Origin of the sequence: Nocardia violaceofusca NBRC 14427, assembly GCF_963869435.1 — a bacterium.
In the GTDB taxonomy this organism is placed as follows: domain Bacteria; phylum Actinomycetota; class Actinomycetes; order Mycobacteriales; family Mycobacteriaceae; genus Nocardia; species Nocardia aobensis.
In genome coordinates this window covers 236791-257149 of the sequence record NZ_CAWMPM010000013.1, presented here as the reverse complement: position 1 = coordinate 257149, position 20359 = coordinate 236791, and the positions used below count along the sequence as shown (strand labels likewise).

The 20359-nt window shown below is 68.9% G+C and carries 20 protein-coding genes and 1 riboswitch; of the genes, 13 read left to right on the top strand and 7 right to left on the bottom strand.

The features are described from left to right. Positions 1 to 64 precede the first annotated feature (64 nt). Complete coding sequence (ligD, locus tag AC5592_RS13080; protein WP_036510851.1) at positions 65 to 1009, bottom strand: non-homologous end-joining DNA ligase; 945 nt, start codon at positions 1007 to 1009, stop codon at positions 65 to 67. 114 nt (positions 1010 to 1123) lie between these two features. After that, a riboswitch (cobalamin riboswitch) is annotated at positions 1124 to 1264 on the top strand. Positions 1265 to 1300: 36 nt separating this feature from the next. Between ligD and AC5592_RS13075 the strand changes: the two genes are divergently transcribed. Genes AC5592_RS13075 through AC5592_RS13065 form a run of 3 tightly spaced genes read left to right on the top strand, consistent with a single transcriptional unit; the run spans position 1301 to position 2946 of the window. After that, positions 1301 to 1516, top strand: a complete 216-nt coding sequence (locus AC5592_RS13075; RefSeq protein ID WP_063064325.1) for a CbtB domain-containing protein — start codon at positions 1301 to 1303, stop codon at positions 1514 to 1516. Positions 1517 to 1537: 21 nt separating this feature from the next. After that, the gene (locus tag AC5592_RS13070; protein ID WP_063064324.1) at positions 1538 to 2392 is read left to right on the top strand and encodes a CbtA family protein; all 855 of its coding nucleotides are present in this window, start codon (positions 1538 to 1540) and stop codon (positions 2390 to 2392) included. Next, positions 2389 to 2946, top strand: coding sequence for a histidine phosphatase family protein (locus AC5592_RS13065; RefSeq protein WP_063064323.1), 558 nt, complete (start codon positions 2389 to 2391; stop codon positions 2944 to 2946). Before AC5592_RS13070 ends, AC5592_RS13065 begins: the two co-directional genes overlap by 4 nt. A 30-nt stretch (positions 2947 to 2976) precedes the next feature. Here the strand turns inward: AC5592_RS13065 and AC5592_RS13060 are convergent, their stop codons facing one another. Further along, on the bottom strand, positions 2977 to 3357 hold the full coding sequence (locus AC5592_RS13060; protein WP_063064322.1) for a DUF488 domain-containing protein: 381 nt from the start codon (positions 3355 to 3357) through the stop codon (positions 2977 to 2979). Positions 3358 to 3527: 170 nt separating this feature from the next. Here AC5592_RS13060 and AC5592_RS13055 point away from each other — a divergent pair, with 170 nt between their 5' ends. Further along, positions 3528 to 4289 (top strand): 1-acyl-sn-glycerol-3-phosphate acyltransferase, encoded by a 762-nt coding sequence (locus AC5592_RS13055; RefSeq protein ID WP_063064321.1) that lies wholly within the window; start codon positions 3528 to 3530, stop codon positions 4287 to 4289. A gap of 6 nt (positions 4290 to 4295) precedes the next feature. Here the strand turns inward: AC5592_RS13055 and AC5592_RS13050 are convergent, their stop codons facing one another. Further along, positions 4296 to 4895 carry a hypothetical protein gene (locus AC5592_RS13050; protein WP_157121809.1) on the bottom strand — a complete coding sequence of 200 codons (600 nt, stop codon included), beginning with the start codon at positions 4893 to 4895 and terminating at the stop codon, positions 4296 to 4298. Between the two features lie 209 nt (positions 4896 to 5104). Between AC5592_RS13050 and AC5592_RS13045 the strand changes: the two genes are divergently transcribed. The 6 genes from AC5592_RS13045 to AC5592_RS13020 all read left to right on the top strand — a co-directional run bounded on the left by AC5592_RS13045 (position 5105) and on the right by AC5592_RS13020 (position 10565). Beyond that, positions 5105 to 5776, top strand: a complete 672-nt coding sequence (locus AC5592_RS13045) for a TetR/AcrR family transcriptional regulator (RefSeq protein WP_036510836.1) — start codon at positions 5105 to 5107, stop codon at positions 5774 to 5776. 100 nt (positions 5777 to 5876) lie between these two features. Further along, positions 5877 to 6809, top strand: a complete 933-nt coding sequence (locus tag AC5592_RS13040; RefSeq protein ID WP_063064320.1) for a TauD/TfdA dioxygenase family protein — start codon at positions 5877 to 5879, stop codon at positions 6807 to 6809. 120 nt (positions 6810 to 6929) lie between these two features. Then, the gene (locus AC5592_RS13035) at positions 6930 to 7574 is read left to right on the top strand and encodes an ABC transporter permease (protein ID WP_036510830.1); all 645 of its coding nucleotides are present in this window, start codon (positions 6930 to 6932) and stop codon (positions 7572 to 7574) included. Beyond that, entirely contained in the window at positions 7571 to 8857 is a 1287-nt protein-coding gene (locus AC5592_RS13030) for an ATP-binding cassette domain-containing protein (RefSeq protein WP_063064319.1), read from the top strand. The genes AC5592_RS13035 and AC5592_RS13030 overlap by 4 nt, the downstream gene beginning before the upstream one ends. After that, positions 8854 to 9591: an ABC transporter permease gene (locus AC5592_RS13025; RefSeq protein WP_036510824.1), complete on the top strand. Its 738-nt coding sequence runs from the start codon at positions 8854 to 8856 to the stop codon at positions 9589 to 9591. Before AC5592_RS13030 ends, AC5592_RS13025 begins: the two co-directional genes overlap by 4 nt. After that, complete coding sequence (locus AC5592_RS13020; RefSeq protein WP_036510821.1) at positions 9588 to 10565, top strand: glycine betaine ABC transporter substrate-binding protein; 978 nt, start codon at positions 9588 to 9590, stop codon at positions 10563 to 10565. Before AC5592_RS13025 ends, AC5592_RS13020 begins: the two co-directional genes overlap by 4 nt. 6 nt (positions 10566 to 10571) lie before the next feature. Here the strand turns inward: AC5592_RS13020 and AC5592_RS13015 are convergent, their stop codons facing one another. The 3 genes from AC5592_RS13015 to AC5592_RS13005 form a co-directional block, all read right to left on the bottom strand. Further along, positions 10572 to 12578: an aconitate hydratase gene (locus AC5592_RS13015; protein WP_063064318.1), complete on the bottom strand. Its 2007-nt coding sequence runs from the start codon at positions 12576 to 12578 to the stop codon at positions 10572 to 10574. Between the two features lie 147 nt (positions 12579 to 12725). Further along, positions 12726 to 13475, bottom strand: coding sequence for a VOC family protein (locus AC5592_RS13010; protein ID WP_063064392.1), 750 nt, complete (start codon positions 13473 to 13475; stop codon positions 12726 to 12728). Between the two features lie 26 nt (positions 13476 to 13501). Continuing rightward, positions 13502 to 14347 carry a crotonase/enoyl-CoA hydratase family protein gene (locus tag AC5592_RS13005; protein ID WP_036510815.1) on the bottom strand — a complete coding sequence of 282 codons (846 nt, stop codon included), beginning with the start codon at positions 14345 to 14347 and terminating at the stop codon, positions 13502 to 13504. 229 nt (positions 14348 to 14576) lie between these two features. Between AC5592_RS13005 and AC5592_RS13000 the strand changes: the two genes are divergently transcribed. After that, entirely contained in the window at positions 14577 to 17993 is a 3417-nt protein-coding gene (locus tag AC5592_RS13000; protein WP_232329333.1) for a serine/threonine-protein kinase, read from the top strand. A gap of 12 nt (positions 17994 to 18005) precedes the next feature. Here the strand turns inward: AC5592_RS13000 and AC5592_RS12995 are convergent, their stop codons facing one another. After that, positions 18006 to 18764, bottom strand: coding sequence for a DUF72 domain-containing protein (locus AC5592_RS12995; protein ID WP_063064316.1), 759 nt, complete (start codon positions 18762 to 18764; stop codon positions 18006 to 18008). 56 nt (positions 18765 to 18820) lie between these two features. On the opposite strand from AC5592_RS12995, the gene AC5592_RS12990 reads away from it, so the two are divergent. Then, the gene (locus tag AC5592_RS12990; RefSeq protein ID WP_084506621.1) at positions 18821 to 19504 is read left to right on the top strand and encodes a TetR/AcrR family transcriptional regulator; all 684 of its coding nucleotides are present in this window, start codon (positions 18821 to 18823) and stop codon (positions 19502 to 19504) included. Then, positions 19501 to 20325 (top strand): acyl-CoA thioesterase, encoded by an 825-nt coding sequence (locus tag AC5592_RS12985; RefSeq protein WP_036510806.1) that lies wholly within the window; start codon positions 19501 to 19503, stop codon positions 20323 to 20325. Before AC5592_RS12990 ends, AC5592_RS12985 begins: the two co-directional genes overlap by 4 nt. Positions 20326 to 20359: the final 34 nt, after the last annotated feature.

Below are 20359 nucleotides of genomic sequence, written 5' to 3'. Positions count from 1 at the left end.
GATGATGCCCATGTAATCCGGACGACGAGAGATCGAACCACGCCGGATCGTCGTCGGCGTCGTGCTACCCGGGAGCGTTGACCTCGTCCGGCGTCTTGTCCGGCCGCAACCCGCGCCAGGACGGGTGACGCAAGCGCCCGTCCCCGGTCCGCTCTGTGAACGACACCTCGCCCACCAGTTCCGGTTCCACCCAGATCGCGTCCTTCACCGGCGCCGTGACCGTGGGGGTCTGCCGCCGCAGCGGCCGCAGCTTGGCTTGGAGATCATCGAGCATGGCCTGGGTGAAGCCGGTGCCCACATTGCCGATGTAGACCAATTCCCCGGCCTCGTCGTGCACGCCCATGAGCAGTGAGCCGATGCGTCCCGCGCGCCGGCCCGCGCCGGGCCGCCACCCGACGATGACGATCTCCTGATCGTTGACGTTCTTGACCTTCGTCCACAGCGGACTGCGCCGGCCGGGCAGATACGGGCTGTCCAGCCGCTTGCACACGATGCCCTCGAGTCCCAGCCGCGCCGATTCGGCGAGGACGTCGGCACCGGTGCCGGTCAGCCGGGGTGGGATGCGCCAGTTCGGGCCGCGCAGGCCGAGTTGTTCCAGCAATCGGCGGCGTTGCTCGTAGGGCAGATCGATCAGCGGCCGGTCGCCGATGTGCAGCAGATCGAAGATGAGGTAGGTGGCGGGAACCGAGCGGGTCAGTGCGCGGATCATGGCCGGATTGCGCTGGTGCATGCGCGGTTGCAGTGCGGCGAAGGAGGTACGCCCGTCCGCGGCGAAGGCGACGATTTCACCGTCGACGACGATCGGCGGCGCCGCCGGGGCGAGGTCGGCGAGTTCCGGCCAGGCAGCGGTCACGTCGTTGCCGTTGCGCGAGATCAGCCGCAGGTCCCGATCCACGTAACCGATGGCGCGGATACCGTCGAATTTCACCTCGTACGCCCACGCCGCGCTGTCGGCGGGCAGAGCGCCGGCCGTCGCCAGCATCGCCGCATACCGCGGCAATCCGCTCATGAGAGCCCACCCTTCGATCGATGGCTATTTTTCGGTTACTACCCTGGAATCCTCCTCTTACAGCGATGACGACGCTGACATTTCGGTCACGACCCGATCTCGCAACCGCCCGATTGACCGGCCGGACCGCGATTTCGTATGGTTGTGCGAGCGACGATTCGAGGAACCCGGCGAAAATCCGGGACGGTCGCGCCACTGTGAGCCTTCCGCCGGGCGGAAAGCGAGTCAGACACTCGGATCGCGTGGTAACCACCATCGAGCGGGGACGCGCAATCCCCGGAGGAGAGTCACATGGCGACGTCCTACGTTCCCCGGTCCGGCCTGGAGTCGATGCGACTCTCCATTCCCACGACGGCCCTGTGGCTGGGCGGCACCACCGTCCTGGCGCTGCTCGCCCTCTATTTCATCGGTTTCGATCAGGGCGCGGTCTCGATCTTCGGCGACGATATGCACGTGCACGAATTCGTCCACGACGCACGGCATTTCCTCGGCTACCCCTGCCACTGACCGCAGGATCGAGCCCCCACAATGGAAAAACGAATCATCGCCCGCGGCGTACTGGTCGGCGCCATCGGCGGGCTGCTTGCCTTCGTGTTCGCCCGGATCCTCGCCGAACCGATCATCGATCGCGCCATCGCCTACGAGGGCGGACGCGACGAGGCGCATACGACACTGGAACAGGCCGCCGGTCACACGATGGCCGGCATGGAAGCGGGCGAACTGTTCACCCGGTCGGTGCAGGCGAGTATCGGCGTCGGCTTCGGCATGATCGTGTTCGGCGCCGCGATGGGTGCGCTGTTCGCGGTCGTGTACTGCCTGTTCGTGGGCCGCGTCGGCTCGTTGAGCCCGCGCAATCTCGCGCTGTGCGTGGCGGGCGGCATGTTCGCCGTGCTGTACGCCGTGCCGTTCTTCAAGTATCCGGCCAATCCGCCCTCGATCGGCAACCCCGACACGATCGGGCAACGCACCGGCCTGTACCTGCTGATGGTGGCGATCGCCGCGGCCTGCGCGGTGGGCGCCGTATGGCTGGGCCGCACGCTGCAAGCGCGCCTGGGCAATTGGACGGCGACCATCGCCGCGGGCCTGGCCTTCGTCGTGGTGGTGACCGCGATCGCGGCGCTGCTGCCCTCACTCGGGCATCTGGCCGCCAACCGGGCCCTGGGCGACGCGGCCACCGAAACGCCGCGGCCGCTGACCGATTCGAGCGGCCGGATCGTTTATCCGGGCTTCCCCGCCGACGATCTGTACTACTTCCGCTTCTATTCCCTTGCCGCACAGGTCATTCTGTGGTCGGTCATCGGTGTGGGTTTCGCGACGCTGGCGCCGCGGCTGTTCCGGCGCGCGGACGACTCCGCCGCGGCCGCGCCGGCAGCGGCGGTATGAGCACGACCGTCACCCGGCTCACGCTGATCAGCCACGGCATGACCGCGGCGATGCGGTCGGCCCGTTTCCCGGTCGACGAACCGCTCGACGAGCCGCACCGCGGCACCGCCTCCCCGGCGGTGCCGCGGGCCGACCGGGTAGTGGCGGCTCCGGAACTGCGGGCGACCGCGACCGCCACCCTGCTGTCCCTGCGCGCAACCACCGAGCCCGCCCTGCGCGACCTCGACTGCGGCGACTGGGCGGGCAGGCCGATGGACACCCTGGCCCCGGCCGACCTCATGGCCTGGATGACGAATCCCGCCTACCGCGGCCACGGCGGTGAAGCGCTCATCGACCTGCTCGACCGGGTACGCGACTGGCTCGGCACGGTGGTCGCGGACCGACGCCGCATCGTCGCGATCACCCATCCCGCCGTCGTCCGCGCGAGCGTCCTGCTCGCCCTCGCCGCGCCACCGGAATCGTTCTGGCGCATCGACATTCCGCCGCTCAGCGCCACCACACTGCACAGCCGCGGCCCGGCCTGGACCGTGCGGCACACCGCGAATCCGCTGTGAGATCGTGCGGCCCGGCCATGCGGGTCCGCCTCAATGGGGCGCCGACTTCTTCTCGACCAGATCGGCGAGCACCGCTGCCTCGCTGATGTCGATCCGCTTGGTGGCCGACAGCAGAGTGAGCATGCCGCGCCCGGCGAGTTCGCGAAGATGATCCAGGTCGGCGGCGCGTTCCGGATCGTGCAGTTCCTCCCGGTAGCGGCGACCGAATTCGTCGAATTTGGCGGGGTCATGGCCGTACCAGGTGCGCAGTTCGGTGGAGGGCGCGATCGTTTTGCACCATTCGTCGAGGTGGGCATTCTCCTTGCTCATCCCGCGCGGCCACAGGCGATCGACCAGCACGCGCATCCCGTCGTCGGGATCGGGATCGTCGCAGATCCGCCGGACCTGGACTCGCGGTCGTGTCCTCACCATCGCGCTGCTCCCTTCGGTCGGCCCTCTCGCCCGGCACCCACAACGCGGGATGGCCGGTCCCCTTCCCGCATCCGAGGGTAATCACGCGCGCGACCGCTTTCGCCCGCTCGCCGAGAACGCGTCCGCGCACCCCTACCTACGTAGCCGTAGGTTACGGTAGCGTAGGTTGAATGAACGCCCCGATCTCGACCGCCGATCCCGTAGCCCTACCCCCGTCGGTCGAATTCGACAATCGCGACGCCGTCTACGAGTACTACCGCACCCACCGGGCGCCCCGCACCCGCGCGCGCCTGTTCTACGCGATCACGGCCTATCGCAAACGCCCGGCGGTCCGCTATGCGGACGGCGCCCGCGCGGCGATCCGGCAGTTGATCCGGGACGACCGCCGCATGATCATCGCGATCAACCATGTGAGCGTGGAAGATCCGCGCACCGTCGCCGCCTTCGCCTGGCGCAGCGTGTTCCGGCCGCGGATCGGCCACATCCGGGTGCTGGCCAAGGACGAACTGTTCATCGAGCCGGGACAGCGCTCGCGCATCGACGTCATGGGCGCCATCCCGGTGTTCCGCGGCAAGGATCACGGCGCGCGCGCCGCCTACGCCGCCGGTCAGCAGCTGATGGACGTCTGCGTCGGGCGCATGGTCGACGGCGACGACCTCGCGCTGTTCCCCGAAGGGACCTGCAACGAGACCGATCCGGCCCGGGTGCAGACCATCGGCACCGGCATCGGCCACATCGCCGCGCGCGCCCGGAACGCCGGGGCGGCACCGGTTTTCGTCTTCCTCGGCCTGACCTACGGCCCCGATGGCCGCGCCACGTTCTACCTCGACGAGCCGCTGCCGGATTTCCCGGAGCGACCGGCCCAGATCACCCGGGTCGTCGGCACCCGGATGCAGCGCGCCCTCGACGGGGCGATCGCGGCCGTCCGGTAACGCGCGTCAACCGGCGGGCAACGTGCGCACACCCGACCCGGCGGCCACCGCACCGACCACCGCGCGAAAGGATTCGACATCACGGGCCGGTGGCCGCATGCCCACGGCCTCCAGCGCATAGGCCTTGAAGGCTCGCGCCGCCCGGCTCGGCACATACGGCGTCGGCGAGGCCTGCGCGAAAGATGTCTCGCCGCCATCGGTTTCGCCCCAGAACCGGACGTCGGTGCGCGCGCTGCCGATATACCGGTGGGCCCATTCGCGCGCTGGTGCGCCCAGTGCGGACAGGTCCCCGGCAACGGCGAAGGCGTGCGGTATGGGCACCTGCCGCCGGCAGCGCAGCACACAGCCGAGGTCGAGCACGCCCAGCCCAAGGATGGTCAGTGGCCGGATATCGCCGGGTGAATCGACCGCGACGGCGACCTCCCAGCCGGCGACGGCGCGGTCGAACAGCCACCCGCCGGCACGCGAGACGACCTCGACCGGGTTGTCCGCGATCACGATCAGCTGATATCGAAGCGAGCGCCGGCCGGATTCGGCGACGGCGCATTCGCGCGGAGATTCCGCCGCGTGGACGTTCGTTGGATACCGGTGCGACACAGCAGACATAGCACTTCCGTTCCGATCACAACCACCACTGCCTTCCCCTCGGACGGCCCACATCGCCCGAGCAGAGACTAGTTTATTTTCCCCCAACGGGAGAAAATATTGGCCAAACTCGCATCCATCCAGCGGGCGGGTTGTCCGGACCCGCCGACGACATCCGTAGCCTGAGAGGGGTGAGCGGCGGGAATACAACCGAATCCGGGACTGGAATCGTGCGGACATCGCGGCGCGGGCGCGGGCGGCCGCCCCGGCTGAGCCGGGATGGCATCGTCGCCGCCGCACGCGCGCTGCCGCCGGAAACACTCACCATGAAGGCGGTCGCCGACGCGCTGGGCGTGGATCGCAAATCACTGAACTACTACGTCAGCGACCGCGACGGGTTACTGGAACTGGTCGCACTCGACGCCTTCGAAACCGAGATCCGCCGCCTCGACCTGTCCGCCGACGGTGACTGGCGGCAGCTGCTGCACCTGTTCGCCGCCGCGGTCGCCGAAGCCCTCACCCAGGTCGGGGTGCTGATCTACCATGTGCGATTCCGCGGCCGAGGCGGACTGTCGACGCTGGCGGAGATCGAGCGGATCTTCCAATCGCTGGTTTCCGCCGGATTCGAGCCGATGGAGGCCGGGCGCACCCTGCGGCTGCTCGCCGATATCGCGTACTCGGCGGCGCGCGAATCCGCGGAGGCGAACCGGGGCCATGTGGACCTGCAGGCCGAACACGTCGCGCGGACACTGAATTCGGAAGTGGGAGAAGAGTTCCCACTTCTGCGGCAGGTGGCGACCACACGCGAGAGCGCCGGGCGGGTCGGCGAGCAGTTCGAATTCGACGTCGACCTCGTGATCGCCGGGCTGGAACGCAAGCTCGAGGCCCGCGGCCGGGCCTGAGACCACCGGATTTCGATCCCGGTGACCGTAACGCTGGCCGGCCCCGGTCGGCGGGTGGTTACCTACCGCACGTCCGACAGGCCAGAAGAGAGGTCGTGCGATGTCCGTCGACGAGGCAACCGATACCGCGGTGCGAGTGGTCCGGCTGGGTAACCACATCGGAGCCCGGATCGAGGGGGTTCGCCTCGGCGGCTCGCTGGACACCGGCACAATCGCCACGATCCGCGCGGCCCTGCACCGGCACAAGGTGATCTTCTTCCGCGGCCAGGACCACCTCACCGAAGACGGACAGTACGAGTTCGCGCAACTGCTCGGCACGCCCACCACGCCGCATCCGACACTCACCTCCGCCGGGGTGAAGAGTCTGGCCATCGATTCGCAGCACGGCCGCTCCAACGTCTGGCACACCGACGTCACCTTCGTCGACCGCGTGCCGAAAACCTCGATCCTGCGTGCGGTGTCCCTGCCGTCCTACGGCGGATCCACCACCTGGGCCTCCACCGTCGCCGCCTACGACTCGCTGCCGCAACCACTGCGCGTGCTGGCCGAGAATCTGCGCGCCCGCCACACCAACCGCTACGACTACGCCGCCGAGGCCGACGACCGGCCCGATGCCGGAACCCGTTCGTACCGAACCGAATTCGAGTCCCGCTACTTCGAGACCGAACATCCGGTGGTGCACGTCCATCCGGAGACCGGGGAACGCGCGCTGCTGCTGGGCTGCTTCGTCTCCGAGATCGTCGGCCTCTCCACCGCCGAATCACGGGCCCTGTTCCGCCTGTTCCAGGATCGGGTGACCCGGCTCGAGCACACCACGCGCTGGGATTGGGCGCCCGGCGATGTGGCGATCTGGGACAACCACGCCACCCAGCACTACGCGATCGACGACTACGACGGCGCCGAACACCGCCGGCTCACCCGCATCACGCTGGCCGGTGCCGTACCCGTCGGCGTCGACGGCCGCCCGAGTACGGTGATCTCCGGTGACGCCGCGGCCTATGCCCGCCCGCAGTCGCTGCCGCGGGCGGCATGAAGGCTAGTGGCCAGCGCGGCGTGCGGAACCGGAGCCGTACTGTCATTTAGTCTTTGACCAACCTGCGCCCGGTGGCGGCGCGCGGACAGGTGCCGGCAGAGGGCTGACGATGGGAGTCCCGTGAACCTGTGGAACTACATCCGAGGGCGGGGTGACACTCTGGCCTTCCTCACCTATCAGCATGCGTCACTGGCGTTTCAGACGGTTCTGGTCGGCACGATCGTCGCCGTCCTCATCGCGATGGCGGTCTACCGGCTGCCGCTGCTGTCCCAGCTCTCGCTCACCTCGAGCCGGGTCGCGCTGACCATCCCGTCGCTGGCGCTGCTGGCCCTGCTGCTGGTCCCGTTCGGGCTGGGTGTGGTCCCGTCGTTCATCATGCTGGCGTTCTTCGCGGCCCTGCCGGTGATCGGCAACGCGATCGTAGGGTTGCGCTCGGTACCGGCCTCGGTGGTGGAATCCGCACGCGGAATCGGATTTTCCCGCACCCGCATCCTGCTCACCGTCGAGTTGCCGATCGCGTGGCCGGTGATCCTGACCGGTATCCGGGTCTCCACCCAGATGATCGTCGGTGTCGCCGCCATCGTCGCCTATGTTCTCGGGCCGGGCCTGGGATCGCTGATCTTCAACGGCCTGTCGCGACTGGGCGGCGCGAACGCGCTGGAGACCGCGGCCACGGGCACCATCCTCATCGTCATCGTGGCGCTGGTGTTCGACGCGCTACTCGTTCTGCTGGGCCGCCTCACCATCGCCGAAGGACTCTCATGACCGACGCTGTGACCGACCGGCCCGGACCGGCGACGCCGGAACGCAATGTCACCGGGGCGTCCATCGTCCTCGACTCGGTCGTCAAGAGGTACAAGGGCCAGGACAAGCCGGCCGTCGCCCGCCTCGACCTCGAGATCGAGGCGGGACAGATCGTCGCCTTCGTCGGCCCTTCCGGGTGCGGGAAGACGACCACCCTCAAGATGATCAACCGCCTGATCGAGCCGACCGAGGGCCGCATCTTCATCGGCGGGCGCGACGTCACCCGCGAGGACCCGGACAAACTGCGGCAGTCGATCGGGTACGTCATCCAATCCGGTGGTCTGTTCCCGCACTGGTCGGTGCGCAAGAACGTGGGCGCGATCCCGCGGGTGCTCGGCTGGGACAAGAAGCGGATCGCCGAACGCACCGAATATCTGCTCGAACTCGTCGGTCTGGATCCCGGAATATTCGCCGACCGGCTGCCCAAGGACATGTCCGGCGGCCAGCAGCAGCGCGTCGGAGTCGCGCGGGCGCTGGCCGCCGATCCCCCGGTGCTGCTGATGGACGAGCCGTTCGGCGCCGTCGACCCGATCACCCGAGTTCGCCTGCAGGACAGCCTGATCGGGATTCAGCACGAACTCGGCAAGACGATCGTCGTCGTCACCCACGATTTCGAGGAGGCCACCAAACTCGGCGACAAGGTGCTGATCCTGTCCGAGGGCGGGCATGTCGAACAGTACGCGCGGCCCGAGGAAATCCTCACCGCACCGGCCACCCCCTTCGTGGAGGAATTCGTCGGCTCCGGCGCCAAACTCGCCTATCTGACCGTGCAGCGGGTGCGCGATGTGGAGTTCGACGACGTGGTCACCGCCCGCATCGGTGAGCCGTCACAGGCGGTGATCCAGCGCGCGCGGGCCGCCGGCCAGACCTGGGTGGTGGTCGTCGACGCCGCCGGGCGGCCGCGGTCGTGGCCCTCGCTCTCCGAACTGGCGAGCAAACCGGAGGTGTCGGACTACCTCGATCGGCGGTTGCCGGTCGTCGCGCGCTCCTCGACGCTCAACGACGCCCTCGACGCGATGCTGGCGGCCAGTCAGGGTGCGGCCCTGGTGACCGACGGGCGCGGTGCGGTCGTCGGCTCGATCGGCATCGGCGCGGTGACCGAGACCATCCAGGCCGCACTCGCCGACGTACGCTCCGAGGAACACGACACCTCCTATGAAACCTACGTCGACGGAACCGATCCCGCGCCCACCCCGGTGGTCGCGGCCGACGACGACGAGCACGAATCGGCCGGGCAGTCATGACCCGCCTGCGCCGCCTGCCGATGGACGTCTGGTTCGAGCCGTTGATTATCCTCGTCATCGGCATCGGCTACATCGTCTGGTATCGGTCGACGACGTTCACCCCGACCGAGCAGGCCTCGCTGGCCTGGTCCAACCTGCAGACCACGATCTGGTCGCATATCGAACTGACCGTGGTGGCCACCGTGATCGTGGTCGTGGTCGCGATTCCGCTGGGTATCGCGCTGACCCGGCCGGCGCTGAAACGTCTGGAGCCGCTCGCGGTCAACATCGCCAATATCGGCCAGGCAGCGCCGGCGGTCGGGCTGCTGGTGTTGTTCACCTTCTGGCTGGGCACCGGATTCCGCACGGCGGTCGTCGGTCTGGTGGTGTACGCGATTCTGCCGATCCTGCAGAACACCATCGTCGGCCTGCGGCAGGTGGATCAGCGCACCATCGAGGCCTCGCGCGGGATCGGGTTCTCCGCCACCCGCACCCTGGTACGGGTGGAGCTGCCGCTCGCGGTGCCGGTGATCCTCAACGGGGTGCGCACCGCCCTGGTGATCCTGGTCGGCACCGCCACCCTGAGCACCTTCATCGGCGCTACCAGTCTCGGCACCCTGATCACGACGGGCGTCACGCTGTTCCTGCCGAAACTGCTCGTGTCCGGGGCGATTCTGGTCGGACTGCTGGCGTTGATCATCGACTGGCTGGGCAGACTCGTCGAACTGGCCGCGACTCCGCGAGGTGTGTCATGAGGTCGGTTCGGGCCCTGGCACTGTGCGCGGTCGTCCTCACGGTATCGATGCTCGCCGGCTGCGGGCTGGTCAGCTCGTCGGGCACCTTCCACGATGCGAGCCTGCCCGGCGGGCAGCGACCGCTCGACGGCGCGAAACTCGTGGTGACGTCGAAGAGTTTCACCGAGGGCGTACTGCTGGGCAAGATCACCGCGACCTATCTGGCCGCGGCCGGCGCGAAGATCACCGATCTGACCGGCGCACCGGGTTCGGCGTCGTCGCGGCAGGCTCAGCTCAACGGTGACGCCGACATCCTGTGGGAGTACACCGGTACCGGATGGGTCAACTACCACAACGAAACCGAGACCATCTCCGATCCGCAGGAACTCTGGCAGCGTGTGCACGATATCGAGAAGCGTGAGCACAACCTGGAGTGGCTGCCGCCGGCGAATTTCAACGACACCTACGCCTTCGGTGTGTCGACGCCGACCGCGCAACGGCTCGGGGTGAAGTCGCTGTCGGATGTGGCGGCGTTGCCGGTGCGCGATCGCACGTTCTGCGTCGACGACGAATTCTTCAGCCGCGCCGACGGTTTCATTCCGATGCTGCAGAAGTACGGTATCCCCTACAACGATCCGAACGGCGTGCCCACCGGCAACGTCACCCGGATGGACGCCGGCGTCGTCTACACCGCGACGGCCAAGAGCGCGCCGTGCAATTTCGGCATGATCTACACCACCGACGGCCGGGTGAAGAATCTGAATCTCGTCGTGCTCGACGACGACAAGAAATTCTTCCTGCCCTACAGCGGCGCCGCCGTCGTGCGCGGGGAGATCCTGGACCGCTATCCGCAGTTGCGTCAGCTGCTGGGCACGATTTCCGAGCGGCTGACCAATGATCTGATGCAGGAACTCAACGGCCGTGTCGATATCGACGGCGAGGATCCCGCCGACGTCGCCTACGACTGGTTGAAGAGCGAAAAACTCATCGAGTAGAAACGCTCAGCGATCCGACATCTCACGCGCCGCCTGCGCTGCCGCGAGCCGCGGAATGATGCCGCCGGCCAGTACCGTTTCCACCTGACGCTCCGAAAGCCGGTGGCGCAGGCGAATATCCACGTTCGCGGTGACATTGTGGGCAGTGATCGTAGGACCGGCGGCGAGGGCGGCCCGCAGCCCCTCGATGCGCAGTACGTCACCCACCCCGATGCGGCCGTAATCGGCGGGATCGGCGAATTCGAGGGCGACGATGCCGAAATTGGCCAGATTCTGCCAGTGGATGCGCGCATACGATTTCGCGATCACCGCCCGCAGCCCCAGATATCGCGGTGCGATCGCGGCATGTTCGCGCGAGGAGCCCTGTCCGTAGTTGTCTCCGCCCACGACGACATGTCCGGTGGTGCCGGAGATCTCGGCCGCGTGCCGGGGATAGTCCGGATCGATTCGGGTGAAAGCGAATTCGGCGAGTTTGGGGATGTTCGAGCGGAACGGCAGTGCCCGCGCTCCGGCCGGGGAGATGTCGTCGGTGGAGATGTTGTCGCCGACCACGAGCAGGACCGGCGCCTCGATCACATCCGGCAGCGGATCGAAATCCGGCAGGCCGGAGATGTTGGGGCCCTTCACCAATTCCACCGTGCGCGCCTCGGCCACCGGCAGCGGCGGCACCAGCATCGCCGTGTTGACCGACGCGTGCGCGGGCAGCTCCAGCACCGGATAATCGAGGCCCAGCTCGTCGGCGAGATCGCGCGGATCGGTGATCGTCGCGGTCAGCGCGGACGCGGCGGCGGTCTCCGGCGAACACAACCACACCGAGTCCTCGTCGGTGCCCGAGCGTCCCGGAAAATTGCGCGGCATGGTGCGCAGGGAATTGCGGCCGACGGCCGGCGCCTGCCCCATGCCGATACAGCCCATACATCCGGACTGGTGGAGGCGAGCCCCGGCGCGGATCAGTTCGAACGTGGCGCCCATCCTGGTCAGATCCTCGAGAATTTCCCGCGAGGACGGATTGACGTCGAAGCTGACGTCGCTGTGGGTCTGCCGGCCGGAGACGATGGCAGCGGCCATCGCGAAATCCCGCAGCCCGGGGTTGGCCGACGACCCGATCACCACCTGCGCGACCGGTTCCCCGGCGACCTCCCGCACCGGAACCACGTCCCCGGGTGAGGACGGCCGGGCGATCAGCGGCTCGATCGCGGACAGGTCGATGTGCTCGTCGAGGTCGTAGGTCGCGCCCTGGTCGGCCCGCAGTTCGGTGAAGTCGGCGACGCGATCCTCGGCGCGCAAAAATTCGCGCACCGCGTCGTCGGCCGGAAAGACCGTGGTGGTGGCGCCGAGTTCGGCGCCCATATTGGCGATCACGTGCCGATCCATCGCCGTGAGTCCCGCCAGGCCGGGACCGTGATATTCGATGATCCGGTTCACGCCGCCCTTGACGCCGTGGCGGCGCAACATCTCCAGGATCACATCCTTGGCCGAACACCAGGGCGGCAGTTCACCGGTCAGTTCGACGCCCCAGATCTGCGGCATGGTGATGTAGAGCGGCTCACCGGCCATGGCGAGCGCCACCTCGAGACCGCCGACGCCGATCGCGAGCATGCCCAGCGATCCGCCGGCCGGCGTATGCGAATCCGAGCCGACCATCGTCACACCGGGTCTGCCGAAACGCTGCATATGGGTCGGGTGCGAGACCCCGTTGCCCGGTTTCGAGAACCACAGCCCGTACCGGCGGCAGGCCGACAGCAAGAATTCGTGGTCCTGGGCGTTCTTGTCGTCGGTCTGCAACAGATTGTGGTCGACATATTGCGCGCTGAGTTCGGTGCGCACCCGGTCGAGCCCGAGCGCCTCGAGTTCCTGCATCACCAGGGTGCCGGTGGCGTCCTGGGTCAGCGTCTGGTCGATGCGCAACGCGATCTCCTCCCCCGGGCGCATCCGGCCCGACACCAGATGGGACTCGATCAACTTCTGGGCGACAGTGCGCGGGCCGTCCGTGTGCGGCTGCTGGCCGGTCATCTGCCCTCCTCTGCCCGAGTCCGCGGGCTCGCCGGGGCCGGGCGCGTCGTCGGTGCGCCAGTCCCTTCCAGGATGCGCCGATCCACGCCGGCGCGCCGCAACCGGTCCGGGGACCGGCACCCCGCCGCCCGCCCGCAGCGGACCCGCTCAGCGCGAGCCGCGCCGAAACACCTTGCCGGTCAACGGGTCTCGTTCGGTGAGGCAGTACACCCCGCCCACCGGATCGTTCATCACCAGCCACTGTGCGCCGCGGTGCGCGCGCCGGGCGCCCAGCGATTCGTGCCAGGTCGCCACCGCCTCGACATCGGCGCAGGCGATATCGATATGGGCGCCCGGCTCCTGTTCGCTGTCCAGGCGCTGAATCAGTATCCGGACCGGCAGGTGTGCGGGGACGAGCAGCCGGGTGAACTCGGCGCGACCGGTGCGCCGCACGGGCCAGCCGGTGAGCGCGGCCCAGAATTCGACCTCGCCGTCGTAGCCGGACGGCGGGATGTCGAAACAGAGCTGATCGACCCGGCTGAGGCTGCCGTCGGGTCCGGTCACCGGCGCGGGGATATGCCGCCCGTTGCCGGTGGTCAGGCAGAACGGCAGGCCGTGCGGGGACCGCGCGAGCGACCAGGTGTCGTGATCGGCGACCAGGGTCGCGCCGAGATCACGCGCCACGCGGCGGGCGCGGTCGAGATCGGCGACATCGATGTCGAGATGGGCGCCACCGTCCCCGCCGACCGCCTGCGCCGCCTGGTAGGCGTCACCCGTCGCCGGGTCGAGAGTCGCGAACTCGCCGTGTTCACCCCGGCGGGCCGACAGCCCGGTGCCGGTCACCGCCGTCCAGAAGGCGAAGGCGTCGTCGAAACGTGCGGCGGGCCGGTCGATGTACATCCAGCTCCAGCGAATCATGCGTTCCTCCAGGGGCACCGGTCGGTTCAGGCGGGTCGGAAGGGCGGAGTCGCGAGGTCGCCGGCGAACACATCGGGCAGGTCGCGCTCGACGCTGTCGGGGAATCGCGCGGGCCGCTTCTCGAGGAAGGCCGACACGCCTTCGCGGGCGTCGGCACTGGCGCCGCGCTGGTTGATACCGCGCGATTCGACGCGATGCGAGATCATCGGATGGTCGGCGCCGAGGCCGCGCCACAGCATCTGCCGCGACAACGCCACCGACACCGGCGCCGAGTGTTCGGTGAGCCGTCGCGCCAGCGCCCGGGCCTGGTCCAGCAGATCGCCGGCCGGATGCAGGGCGTAGAACAGGCCCGCGTCCAACGCCTCCTCGGCCTCGACCAGCCGGCCGGAGTACACCCAGTCCAGCGCGGTCTGCAAGGGCACCAGGCGGGGCAGGAACCAGCTGGAGCACGATTCCGGCACGATGCCGCGCCGATTGAACACGAATCCGATGCGCGCGGTGTCGGCGGCGAGCCGGAAGTCCGCGGCCAGGGTCATGGTGATGCCGACGCCGACGGCGGGGCCGTTGATCGCGGCGATGATCGGCTTCTGCGATTCGAACATCCGCAGCGCCACCTCACCACCGCCGTCGCGGAAGGTATCGGTCGACTCGGCGGCGAAGGTTTCGGCTCCGGCCGACAGATCCGCGCCCGCGCAGAACGCACGGCCCGCCCCGGTGACGATGATCGCGCGCACCCGGTCGTCGCGGTCGAACTCCTCGAAGGCGGCGATCAGTTCCGCACCCATCGCGGTGGTGAAGGCGTTGAGCTGCTGCGGACGATCGAGCGTGACGGTGGCGATGGAGTCGGAGATTTCCCAGCGGATGTCGGACATATCGACAGCATGCCAGCAGCCTCCCGACGGTGACCATCCCCCGTGGCCGATCCCGCCCCGGCCCGGCACGCGAATCCCGTTGCGTCGCCCGCGGGTTCGGCCGCCGGGTCGGCGAACGGGTCGCGGCCACGGCATACGCGCAGGCCGCGCCTATACTTGACATGCCAGCGCGACGGGCTCCGCGAAAGCAGTACAGACGGAAACGGTGCCGATGGCCGACAAGGATTCCATGGCAATCCAGCGCGACCGCTCCCTGGTGATCGATGACGATCTGCGGGCGGCCGGGTTCGCCGATGCGCACATCATCGGGCGGGGCGGATTCGGCGTCGTCTATCGCTGCCGCGAACTCGCACTGGGACGCACCGTCGCGGTGAAGGTACTCACCGCCACATCCGAATTCGGCGATGAGAATCTCGAACGATTCCTGCGCGAGCAGCGGGCCATGGGCGGGCTCCCGGAACATCCGAACATCGTCGCGATCCTGCAGGTCGGCACGACCGGCGACGGGCGGCCCTATCTGGTGATGCCGTATCACCCGAAGGGCTCGCTGGAACAGCGGATCCAGCACGGCGGGCCCCTGGATGTCACTGCCGCGCTGCGCATGTCGGTGAAGCTGTCCGGTGCGCTGGAAACCGTGCATCGCGCCGGCATCCTGCATCGAGACATCAAGCCGGGCAACGTACTTCTCAGCGACTACGGCGAACCGCAGCTGACCGATTTCGGTATCGCCCGGGTGGAGGGCGGTTTCCGCACCACCACCGGCGTGGTGACGGCGTCACCGGCGTTCACCGCTCCCGAGGTGCTGCGTGACGGCACCCCGACGGTCGCCTCCGACATCTACAGCCTGGGCGCCACCCTGTTCTGCATGCTCACCGGCCACGCCGCCTTCCAGCGCCGCTCCGGTGAGCGGCTGGTCGCCCAATTCGTGCGCATCACCGAGGAACCGATTCCCGATCTGCGTCCCGGCGGCATTCCCGACGACATCTGCGCGCTGATCGAGGACAGTATGGCCGCCGACCCGGCGCAGCGCCCGGTCTCCGCGGTGGAGTTCGGCGAGCGGGCGCAGCAGTTGCAGCGTCACCGCGGTCTCCGCGTGGACGAGATGGCGATCCCGGCGCCGGAACCTCCCGCGGCCGAACCGGCAGCCGCCGCCGATCGCGTCGGCGAACCGACCCGGCTCGGCCTGCTTCCCCCGGCCGACCCGGTGACGACACCGCCGACCGCCGAGACGAAATTCCATCCCGCGCTCCCCGCGCGCCCGCTGGTGCGCCGTCCCCGCCTGCTGGATTCGATGGATCGCGATCGCTGGCCGCGCCTGATCGTCGTCCACGCGCCGGCCGGTTTCGGCAAGAGCACGCTCGCCGCCCAGTGGGGGCAGCGGATGGTGGGCCGTGGGGTCGCCACCTGCTGGCTCAACATCGATGACGACGACAACAATCCGGTGTGGTTCCTGCTGCACCTCATCGAAGCCGTCGGCCGGGCACGGCCCGCCCTGACCACCGAACTGCTGCGCGTCGTCGAGGAACACGGCAACGATGTGATGCGCTATGTGCTGACCACACTGATCAACCGCATCCACGCCGACCGCGAACGGATCGTGATGATCATCGAGGACTGGCATCGCGTCACCGACGCCGATACCACCGCCGCACTGCGTTTCCTGCTCGACAACGCCTGCCACCATCTGCAACTGCTGATCACCAGCCGCGAGATGATCGGACTTCCGCTCTCGGCCATCCGCGTTCGCGACGATCTGATCGAAATAGACTCCGGCGCCTTGCGATTCGACCAGGACGAGACCGCGGACTTCCTGACCCGGGTGGGCGGGCTGACATTGGACGCGGCCGAAATCGACCGGCTGCGGACCGGCACCGACGGCTGGGTCGCCGGGCTGCAACTGGCATCGATCTCGCTGCGCGGGCGCGAGGATCCGGGCAGCGCCATCGCCACCATGTCCGGGCGGCATCAGGCGATCAGCGAATATCTGACCGACAACGTGCTCGACGCACTCGAACCCGATGTGCTGACCGCACTGCTGGACACCGCTGTCACGGACAAGGTGTGCGGCTCGCTCGCCTCGGAACTGACCGGACGGCCGCAGGGGCGCGCGCTGCTCGAGGACATCGAGCGGCGGGACCTGTTCCTGCGCCGCCTCGACGACGACGGCGAATGGTTCCGCTATCACACGCTGTTCTCGGATTTCCTGCGCCAGCGGCTCGAGCGCGACCACCCCGAACGCGTACCGCACCTGCACCGCCGCGCCGCCGAATGGTTCGCCGCCCACGACATGCTCAGCGAGGCGATCGACCACGCGATGGCGGCGGGCGACCCCGGACGCGCGGTGGCGCTGGTCTCCGCGCACGCCCGCGAACTCGTGCAGCATTCGCATCTGGCCACCCTGGCGGCGCTGGCGGCGAAACTGCCCGTCACCGACGCCGCGGCCGATCCGACCCTGCAGATCGCGCTGGCCTGGGCGGCGGTGTTGTTGCGGCGGCCGAGCCGCATGCACACCGCGCTGCAGCTGGCGCTGGCCGCCGATTCGGCGAAACAGCCTCCGGGACACCGGAAATCCGATCTCGCGGTCGAGGCGTCGATTCTGTGCGGGGTGGAGGCGGCGCTCGCCGATCACCTCGGCGGACTGGAGGACATCGTCGAACAGGGTTGCGCCCGCGCGGATTCGCTGGCGCCGTTCGTGCTGTCGGCGGCGGCCAACCTGGGCGCCTTCACCGCCCTGCACCGGTTCGACTTCGACCGCGTCCACGAATGGCACCGATGGGGCCGGACCTATTTCCGGCACATCACCGGGGCGCTGAGCATCATGTACAGCCACTGTTTCGCGGGGATGGCTGCGCGTGAACAACTCGACAGCGAGGCGGCCGAGGAACACTTCCGCACGGCGCTGCATCTGGCGCGCACCACGACCGGGGAAAGTTCCCTCACCGCTCGCCTGGCCTCGGCCGCACTCGGCGATTTCCTCTACGACCGCGGCGAGATCGCGGAGGCGCACCATCTGCTCGGCGTGGCGGTGGAATTCGGATTCGACGGCGGCACAGTCGATTTCCTGACCGCGGTCTACGGCACGGGTGCGCGCATCGAGGCGCTGCGCGGGGACCGTGAGGCAGCGCGGCGACTACTCGCCGACGGCACCGCGGTCGCCACCGCACACACCCTGCCGCGGCTGTCGGCGCGCATCGAACTCGAGCGAATCCGGCTGGGGTTCATCGAATCCGGCCCCGATGAGCCGCCCGCGCCCCGCGGGGCACGGGACGGCGTGGCGACCACGATTCACGACCTCACCGAGGAAGCGGCGGTCCGGTGGCTGTTGCGCGCGGATCCCGAACGGGCGCTCCCCCGCGCCCGCGCTCTGCGTGAGTCGATCGACGCCGCCGCGCGCCCGCGCGCCGCCCTGTGCGCCGCGCTGTTGTTCGCGCATTGCCTCGAGACCGTGGGCCGGTCGGCGGAGGCCGAGGCGGTGCTCGCGCCGGCGCTGCGCCGCTGCGTCGAAGCGGGACTGGTACGCCCGCTGATCGACGAGGGTCCGGCACTGATCGCCGTCGTCAGGCGGCTCTCGGGCGAGGCGGGGCGACATTCCGCGGGCACTCCCGCCATCGCGCTTCCGCGGACCTTCCTCGACCAGCTCGGGTGATCCGCCGGTCCGTCAGGAGGACACGTCGGTGCGGGTCACCGTCAGCCCGGCGTCTCGCGCCAGCCCGGCGAACACCACGGCGTCGTGGACGGCCGCGCCGCCCGGGTCGTTGTTGAAGTACACGTACCCGTCGGCGGGACCGAAGGTGTCCGCCAGCCGATGCGCCCATGCGGTCAGCGCGCGCCGGCCGTACCGAGGTTGCGGTCGCGCCAGCCCGGAATGCAGACGCAGATACGACCAGTCGGTGGTGCGCCACAACGGCGTCACCGGGCGCGAGCGCGCATCCGCCCAGCACAGCGCGGCGCCGCGTTCCTCCAGCACGGCGCGGATGCGCGGTGTCCACCACGATTCGTGGCGTGGTTCGACGGCCACGCGCACCGTCGAGGGGAACTGTCGCAGACAGTCGTCGAGCAGCGTCGCGTCCGCCCGCAGGGTCGGCGGCAGCTGTACCAGGATCGGACCCAGCCGGTCGCCCAGGCCGGCGGCGTGCTCGAGCAGCCGCTGCACCGGCTCGGCCGGCTCGCGTAGTCGTTTGACATGGGTGAGGAAGCGGCTGGCCTTCACCGCCACGACGAAATCGTCCGGCGTGCGTTCCCGCCAGGCGGCGAAGACCTCGCGACTGGGCAGCCGATAGAAGGCGTTGTTGCTCTCGACGGTCGCGAAGGCGGCCGCATACCGTTCCAGCCACAGCCGCTGCGGTACGCCCGGCGGATAGAGCACGGCGCGCCAGTCCCGGTACTGCCAGCCGGAAGTCCCGACGAACAGGGTCACATCGTCCATCGAACCAGACTCGCCCCGGCTCCGCTGGGACCTCGCCGGACACCCCTATGACGGTCGTTATAAGCGGCGAGCTACGCTATGACGACCGTTATAGGGAGGTGGAAGATCTGAGCGGCACACCGGATGATTCGCGCGCGAAATTGGTGGCGGGCGCGGCCGAGATGATTCGCCGGCGCGGTCTCGCCGCCACGAGTGTGCGCGATCTCGCCAAATTCGCGGACGCTCCGCTCGGCTCGACCTACCACTACTTCCCCGGCGGCAAGGCCGAACTCGCCACCGAAGCCGTCGCCCTCGCCGGCGATCTGACCGCGGCGACGCTGTCGCGCGAATTGCGCAAGGGCTCGGCCGAGGGCCTGCACTCGTTCCTGCGTCGCTGGCGAAAAAATTTGCTGGACAGCGATTTTCGCGCCGGATGTCCCGTGCTGGCGGTATCGGTGGAGGACGTGCCGGATGCCGAGGGCAACCCCCGCGAGGCGGCGGCGGCCGCCTTCGCCCGATGGACCGATCTGCTGGCGCAATCCCTGCGCGACGACGGCGCCGAGCAGGCGGTGGCCGAACGCACCGCCACCCTGATCATCGCTGCGTTCGAGGGCAGCGTGGCGATGTGCCGGGCCGAACGCAGCACCACCGCCCTGGACCGCATCGGCGACCAGCTCGAATCGTTGCTGAAGGCCGCGATCCCGGCCCCCGCCACGACCCCACCGTCCCGGACAAGGAGTACCCGCTCGTGAATCGGACCGATCTCGGCACCCACCCGTTCGATCTCGCCACCGCGCCGGAGCCCGCCGGCGCGGGCCGCTACCTGGCCCGTACCGCGGCGTCGTATTCGAATATGGTGGGCCCCTTCGGCGGCGTCACCGCGGCCACCGCCGTGCGCGCTGTCCTCGACGATCCGCGGTGCGCGGCAGAACCGGTGTCGATCACCGTCAACTACGCGGGCCCGATCGCCGACGGCCCGTTCACGATCGACAGCCGGCCGGTGCGCACCAATCGCAGCACCCAGCACTGGATGCTGACGCTGAGTCAGGACGACGCGGTGACCACCACCGCCACCGTCGTCTGCGGTGCCCGGCGGCCCACCTGGTCCGATACCGAGATCGAACCGCCCGCCGCACCGCCCGCCGAGTCGGTGCCCGTGGCACAACCGCCGGAATTCCCGGTGTGGATGCGCAACTACGAGATGCGGTTCGTCGAGGGCGGCGGGCCGATCACTCCGGAGCCGCGGGAACAGCCGACCTCCACGACCACGCTGTGGGTGCGGGACCTCCCGGCTCGCCCGCTGGATTTTCCCGCGCTGACGGCCCTGGCGGATGTGTTCATTCCGCGGGTGATGGTGCGGCAGGGCCGGATGGTCGCCGCCGGTACCGTCTCGCTCACCGTCTACTTCCACGCCGATGCCGCCGCGCTCGCCGCCCAGGGCGACCGTCCGCTGCTCGCCACCGCCCGGGGCCAGCATTTCGGCGGCGGCTACTTCGATCAGTCCGCACAGCTGTGGGGCGCCGACGGCAGGCCGCTGGCCACCTCCCATCAACTGGTGTACTTCAAGGACTGAACCCGGCATCGCGACCGGCCGCAGCGGGTATGCC

Excerpts from the sequence above, each read along its gene's own strand:
- ligD (WP_036510851.1), bottom strand. The coding sequence starts at position 1,009 with ATGAGCGGATTGCCGCGGTATGCGGCGATGCTGGCGACGGCCGGCGCT.
- AC5592_RS13075 (WP_063064325.1), top strand. The coding sequence starts at position 1,301 with ATGGCGACGTCCTACGTTCCCCGGTCCGGCCTGGAGTCGATGCGACTC.
- AC5592_RS13070 (WP_063064324.1), top strand. The coding sequence starts at position 1,538 with ATGGAAAAACGAATCATCGCCCGCGGCGTACTGGTCGGCGCCATCGGC.
- AC5592_RS13065 (WP_063064323.1), top strand. The coding sequence starts at position 2,389 with ATGAGCACGACCGTCACCCGGCTCACGCTGATCAGCCACGGCATGACC.
- AC5592_RS13060 (WP_063064322.1), bottom strand. The coding sequence starts at position 3,357 with ATGGTGAGGACACGACCGCGAGTCCAGGTCCGGCGGATCTGCGACGAT.
- AC5592_RS13055 (WP_063064321.1), top strand. The coding sequence starts at position 3,528 with ATGAACGCCCCGATCTCGACCGCCGATCCCGTAGCCCTACCCCCGTCG.
- AC5592_RS13050 (WP_157121809.1), bottom strand. The coding sequence starts at position 4,895 with ATGTCTGCTGTGTCGCACCGGTATCCAACGAACGTCCACGCGGCGGAA.
- AC5592_RS13040 (WP_063064320.1), top strand. The coding sequence starts at position 5,877 with ATGTCCGTCGACGAGGCAACCGATACCGCGGTGCGAGTGGTCCGGCTG.
- AC5592_RS13030 (WP_063064319.1), top strand. The coding sequence starts at position 7,571 with ATGACCGACGCTGTGACCGACCGGCCCGGACCGGCGACGCCGGAACGC.
- AC5592_RS13025 (WP_036510824.1), top strand. The coding sequence starts at position 8,854 with ATGACCCGCCTGCGCCGCCTGCCGATGGACGTCTGGTTCGAGCCGTTG.
- AC5592_RS13020 (WP_036510821.1), top strand. The coding sequence starts at position 9,588 with ATGAGGTCGGTTCGGGCCCTGGCACTGTGCGCGGTCGTCCTCACGGTA.
- AC5592_RS13015 (WP_063064318.1), bottom strand. The coding sequence starts at position 12,578 with ATGACCGGCCAGCAGCCGCACACGGACGGCCCGCGCACTGTCGCCCAG.
- AC5592_RS13010 (WP_063064392.1), bottom strand. The coding sequence starts at position 13,475 with ATGATTCGCTGGAGCTGGATGTACATCGACCGGCCCGCCGCACGTTTC.
- AC5592_RS13005 (WP_036510815.1), bottom strand. The coding sequence starts at position 14,347 with ATGTCCGACATCCGCTGGGAAATCTCCGACTCCATCGCCACCGTCACG.
- AC5592_RS13000 (WP_232329333.1), top strand. The coding sequence starts at position 14,577 with ATGGCAATCCAGCGCGACCGCTCCCTGGTGATCGATGACGATCTGCGG.
- AC5592_RS12990 (WP_084506621.1), top strand. The coding sequence starts at position 18,821 with ATGACGGTCGTTATAAGCGGCGAGCTACGCTATGACGACCGTTATAGG.